We start from the raw sequence: 4,778 nt of genomic DNA on the forward strand, positions 1-4,778 counted from the left end.
GTAGCAGCCCTCGCGCATATAGATGTTGCGCCCGACAAGTTCGAGCGGCGAATAGGGGCGCATGCCTTCCACCTTCTCGATCGTGTTGTCGAGATAGAAGAGAGGCGCGATCTCGACGATGCCGCCGACCGTCACCACGAGCAGCGAGCCAACGAGAAGAAGCGTGGCGTTCTTCTCGATGATTGCGTGTTTGTCCATCAAGCCCATTACCTGGCTCCTGATCGCGCAGGTCGGATGGCGACGGGGCTCGGCATCGGCTCCTCCTCGCGCTGGTGGCCGAGGATGGTCCTGGTGATGTTCCAGGCCATGATCAGGGCGCCGGAGAGGTACATGGCGCCGCCGATGGCGCGCAGGACATAGTAGGGGTGCATGGCGGCGACGGTTTCGGCGAAGGAGTAGACCAGGAAGCCCTGCTCGCCATATTCGCGCCACATCAGGCCCTGCATGATGCCGGACACCCACATCACCGCGGCGTAGACGACGATCCCGAGTGTCGCCAGCCAGAAGTGCCAGGTGACGAGCCTCAGCGAGTAGAGCCGTTGACGGTTCCAGAGCTTCGGGACCATGTAGTAGATCGCGCCGAACGAGATCATGCCGACCCAGCCGAGCGCACCCGAATGGACGTGCCCGATGGTCCAGTCGGTATAATGCGACAGCGAATTGACCGCCCGGATCGCCATGATGGGGCCTTCGAAGGTCGACATGCCATAGAAGGCGACGGCCATCACCATCATGCGGATGATCGGATCGGTGCGCAGCTTGTCCCAGGCGCCGGACAGCGTCATCAGGCCGTTGATCATGCCGCCCCAGGACGGCATCCACAGCATGATCGAGAACACCATGCCGAGCGTCTGCGCCCAATCGGGCAAGGCGGTGTAGTGCAGGTGATGCGGCCCGGCCCAGATGTAGAGAAAGATGATAGCCCAGAAATGGACGATCGACAGCCGGTACGAATAGACTGGCCGGTTCGCCTGCTTGGGCACGAAATAATACATCATGCCGAGGAAGCCGGCGGTGAGAAAGAAGCCGACCGCGTTGTGGCCGTACCACCATTGCGTCAAGGCGTCCTGGACCCCTGAAAAGGCGGAGTAGCTCTTGGAGCCCGGGAACGAGACTGGTATGGACAGGTTGTTGACCACATGCAGCATCGCGATGGTCACGATGAACGACAGGTAGAACCAGTTGGCCACGTAGATATGCGGTTCCTTGCGCTTCAGGATCGTGCCAAGGAACAGAATGAGGTAGGCGACCCAGACGATGGTCAGCCAGACATCCACATACCATTCGGGTTCGGCGTACTCGCGGCCCTCGGTGATGCCGAGCAGGTAGCCGGTCGCGGCCATGACGATGAACAGCTGGTAGCCCCAGAAGACGAACCAGGCGAGATCACGGCCGAAGAGGCGCGCGCGGCAGGTGCGCTGCACGACATACAGAGACGTGCAAAGCAGCGCGTTGCCGCCGAAGGCGAAAACGACACCGGATGTGTGCAACGGCCGCAAACGACCGAAATTGAACCAGGGCTGGATGTTGAGATCGGGGTAGGCGAGCTGCAGCGCGATCACCACGCCGACCAGCATGCCGACGACACCCCAGAACACGGTGGCGATCGCGCCGTAGCGGATCGGACCATCCATGTAAGCGGATGGGTCAATCGGAGCTGCTGGCCTGAACTCCGTGTTGCGCAACAGGATCGCAGTGAAACCAGCCACTGCGAAGAACAACACCCACATGTGTCGGCGGAAAGGTTCATCCACGCCGAAGCCGGCGGCCACCAGGGCCGCAAAAGCGAACACGCTTAGAAGGACGATCTCTGTGCCGAATTTCATTGCAGATCCCGATCTCGAATCTGGTGGATGCCAAATCCGCAGCGCACTAATCGCGCAGCCGCCGCCCCCTCGCCCTGATCTATGTCAGGCCGCACGATTTTGTGCGGCGCAATCAGCAGGTGGCGAATGAACGAGGAACGCAGCGCGGGCTCACTCCCTCATGGAAGGCGTTCCCTGGGTTGGGCGGGCGCAGACGCGATCGCTGAGGCGAAAGCTGAGGCTCTGCGCGCGTTGGATGCTATTGCCGATGCCCTGCCAAACGTTGTTCGGATCCCATTGGAAACGAACGCGATCGTTCCGCCGAGCCGTGGCAGATTAAGGACCATGCTTCGCCGGTATGTGCCGAAACACACCTGGCGATTGGTCACGTTCCTATCAAAGCCCGAAAGCTGTTTGTCTCGACAACCGTGACGCCGCTTCGTCGAAGGCGCGGCGACATCGCATTAAAAGGCAAACACGGCCCGCCCCGGAGTCATGCGACATGGCCTCGCCGCTTAGGGCCGCTCGCGTCCGCCGCCACAGCGCTTCTCCAGACGGCTTATGCTGTCCACCGTCACATGGCGTGCGTTCTCAATCCGAATCACCCCGTCAGCCCGCAATCGCGTCAGTTGGCGGCTCACGGTCTCGCTGGTGATTCCAAGGAAATCAGACATTTCGGCACGCGTCAGCGGCAGATCGAAGGAGGCCGACCCGGAAGCCGCATCGAGACTGGAATCGATATTCCGGGCCATCATGAGGAGAAAAGTCGCCACCTTTTCCGGAGCTGTCTTGCGCCCCAGCGTCACCATCCACTCGCGCGCCTCATCGAGTTCATTCAGCGTCTGTTTGAGCAGGCGATGCTCGAATTCCCGTGACGCCTTCATCATCCGTTCGACGGCCGCTCGCGGAAACGAACACAGCGTGACTGCTGTTGCCGCTTCCGCATTGATCGAGCTTTCCTCCTTGAAAGGACGTCCCAGAAAATCCGGTGCAAACTGGAGACCGACGATCTGCTGGCGCCCATCCGACAGGCTCTTTGATAGCTTTACCACGCCTGAAAGCACGTTGGAGTAGCTGTCGACGTTCTGTGCCTCGCCGGTCAACTCCATTCCTGACTCGATCCGGCGACGCGAGCAAGTCTTGGCGAGCCCAACCAAATTGTCTGGATCGAGCGCACCGCAGACACCGCGACGCCGTGCCTCGCAAGGGAAGCAAAGAACAGGAATGCCGGAACTATGAATGTCTTGCCGAAAGGTCATGCGTTCGCCTTACCCGATCCTAACTGCCGGCAGGATACCCATCCAGGGTAGAGAAATCCTGCGGCGGTTTGTCCATGAGCGCGGCTGATCGAGATCAGGGTCTGCTTCAGCGATGCGTGCAGTGTTCCGGCGGGCAACACGGTGAACGCGAGATGCAATCGGAAATAGCTGTCAAACTCAGCGAGAACGTCCCACGCTACACCAGCTATCCGACGGCGCCGCATTTCCATTCGGGGATCGATGCTGCCATTTACCGTGGCTGGTTGGAGACGCTGGAAAGCGGCGACGAAATCTCGCTGTACCTGCACATTCCTTACTGCGACAAGCTCTGCTGGTTCTGCGCCTGCCACACCAAGCAGACGCACCAATATGAGCCGGTGGCCGCTTATCTGCGCTCGCTGAATGCCGAAATCGTCACGATTGCCGGTCTGGTGAGCGGCAAGGCACATGTCCGTGCAATCCACTTCGGTGGCGGTTCGCCAACTATTCTGAGGCCCGATGATATGGTTGCTCTTGGAGCGGCCTTGCGGGACAGCTTCGACCTTCTCCCGGATGCTACGGTCAGCATCGAAATCGAAACCAACGACATGGACAAGGCGCGCCTTGATGCACTTGCTCAAATCGGCGTAACGCGGGCGAGCCTCGGCGTGCAGGATTTCGATCCGCAAGTGCAAAAAGCAATTAATCGTGAGCAGAGTTTTTTGCAGACCAAGGCAGTCGTCGACGGGGTTCGTTCGCGGGGCGTCGAATCGGTCAATCTGGACCTGCTCTACGGGCTCCCGAATCAGACACGCGAGACGATCTGTTCCACGGTGGCGCAGGCACTGACCTTGGAGCCAGACCGGATGGCCCTGTTCGGCTACGCACATGTGCCCTGGTTCAAGAAGCATCAGACGATGATCGACGAGGCATGGCTGCCGAGTCCCACTGAGCGTTTCGCCCAATCTCAACTCGCGGCGCGGGCAATTGTCGCCAAGGGATATGAGGCAATAGGACTCGATCATTTCGCGAAGCCCGACGATGCGCTGGCCATAGCGGCCCGCGCAGGGGTTTTGCATCGCAATTTTCAGGGCTACACTGAGGATCGCTGCCCGACACTGATCGGACTTGGCCCTTCGTCCATCGGTCGTTTTCGCCAAGGCTACGTGCAGAACATGGCTTCGACTGCCGGGTACGGGCGCATGGTTGCGGATGGCGGGTTGGCTGCCGTCCGCGGCGTTGCCCTTTCCGACGACGATCGCGTCCGTGGCTGGATCATCGAGCGGCTGATGTGTGATTTTGCCTTCTCGGCAGTCGACCTGGTGGAGCGGTTCGGCAAAGCCGGCGAGCAGCTCCTTCATCGCTCGAGGTCCATCGCACTCCACGATCCTGCCCGAGCGCTTGAATTCGATGGTGACAGTTTCCTCGTACGGACTGAAAGTCGCCCCTTCATTCGAACCATCGCGGCCAAGTTCGATACATATTTCAAAGGGGGAACGGCGAGGCACTCGGTGGCGGTCTGAGCAAAGCACAGTGCGCTCGCCGTTTGGTCGATCGGCGAACCAGCTGCGTTCGTTTTGACCGCTCATAGGCGACTACCGCATCAAATCGTCGACCGTGAACAATCCGAGCCCTAAGCGGCGACCGGCTTCGGCCGGATTTGAAGCAGGGCAATCAAGAGCGACAAAAACCCCTTCAGCCACCTGAGCAGGAGGGAGAAGTTGTAGCCGGCGGC

The 4,778-nt window shown here is 60.1% G+C and carries 4 protein-coding genes; 1 reads left to right on the plus strand and 3 read right to left on the minus strand.

What is annotated here, in order from left to right; translation table 11 throughout:
• The 3 genes from EN884_RS26105 to EN884_RS26115 form a co-directional block, all read right to left on the minus strand.
• Positions 1–207 (minus strand): cbb3-type cytochrome c oxidase subunit II (locus EN884_RS26105; protein ID WP_206617638.1); only part of this gene is annotated, 207 nt, incomplete at its 3' end.
• The gene (ccoN, locus tag EN884_RS26110) at positions 207–1,826 is read right to left on the minus strand and encodes a cytochrome-c oxidase, cbb3-type subunit I (protein ID WP_063169225.1); all 1,620 of its coding nucleotides are present in this window, start codon (positions 1,824–1,826) and stop codon (positions 207–209) included. The genes EN884_RS26105 and ccoN, both read right to left, overlap by 1 nt.
• 494 nt (positions 1,827–2,320) lie before the next feature.
• Complete coding sequence (locus EN884_RS26115) at positions 2,321–3,064, minus strand: Crp/Fnr family transcriptional regulator (RefSeq protein WP_024502861.1); 744 nt, start codon at positions 3,062–3,064, stop codon at positions 2,321–2,323.
• A 152-nt stretch (positions 3,065–3,216) separates the two neighbouring features.
• On the opposite strand from EN884_RS26115, the gene hemN reads away from it, so the two are divergent.
• A complete protein-coding gene (gene hemN / locus EN884_RS26120) occupies positions 3,217–4,566 on the plus strand; it encodes an oxygen-independent coproporphyrinogen III oxidase (protein ID WP_063169226.1) in 1,350 nt (449 codons plus the stop codon).
• Positions 4,567–4,778 lie beyond the last annotated feature (212 nt).

Source organism: Mesorhizobium sp. M7A.F.Ca.AU.001.01.1.1 (assembly GCF_004022735.1).
Lineage (GTDB): Bacteria > Pseudomonadota > Alphaproteobacteria > Rhizobiales > Rhizobiaceae > Mesorhizobium > Mesorhizobium ciceri.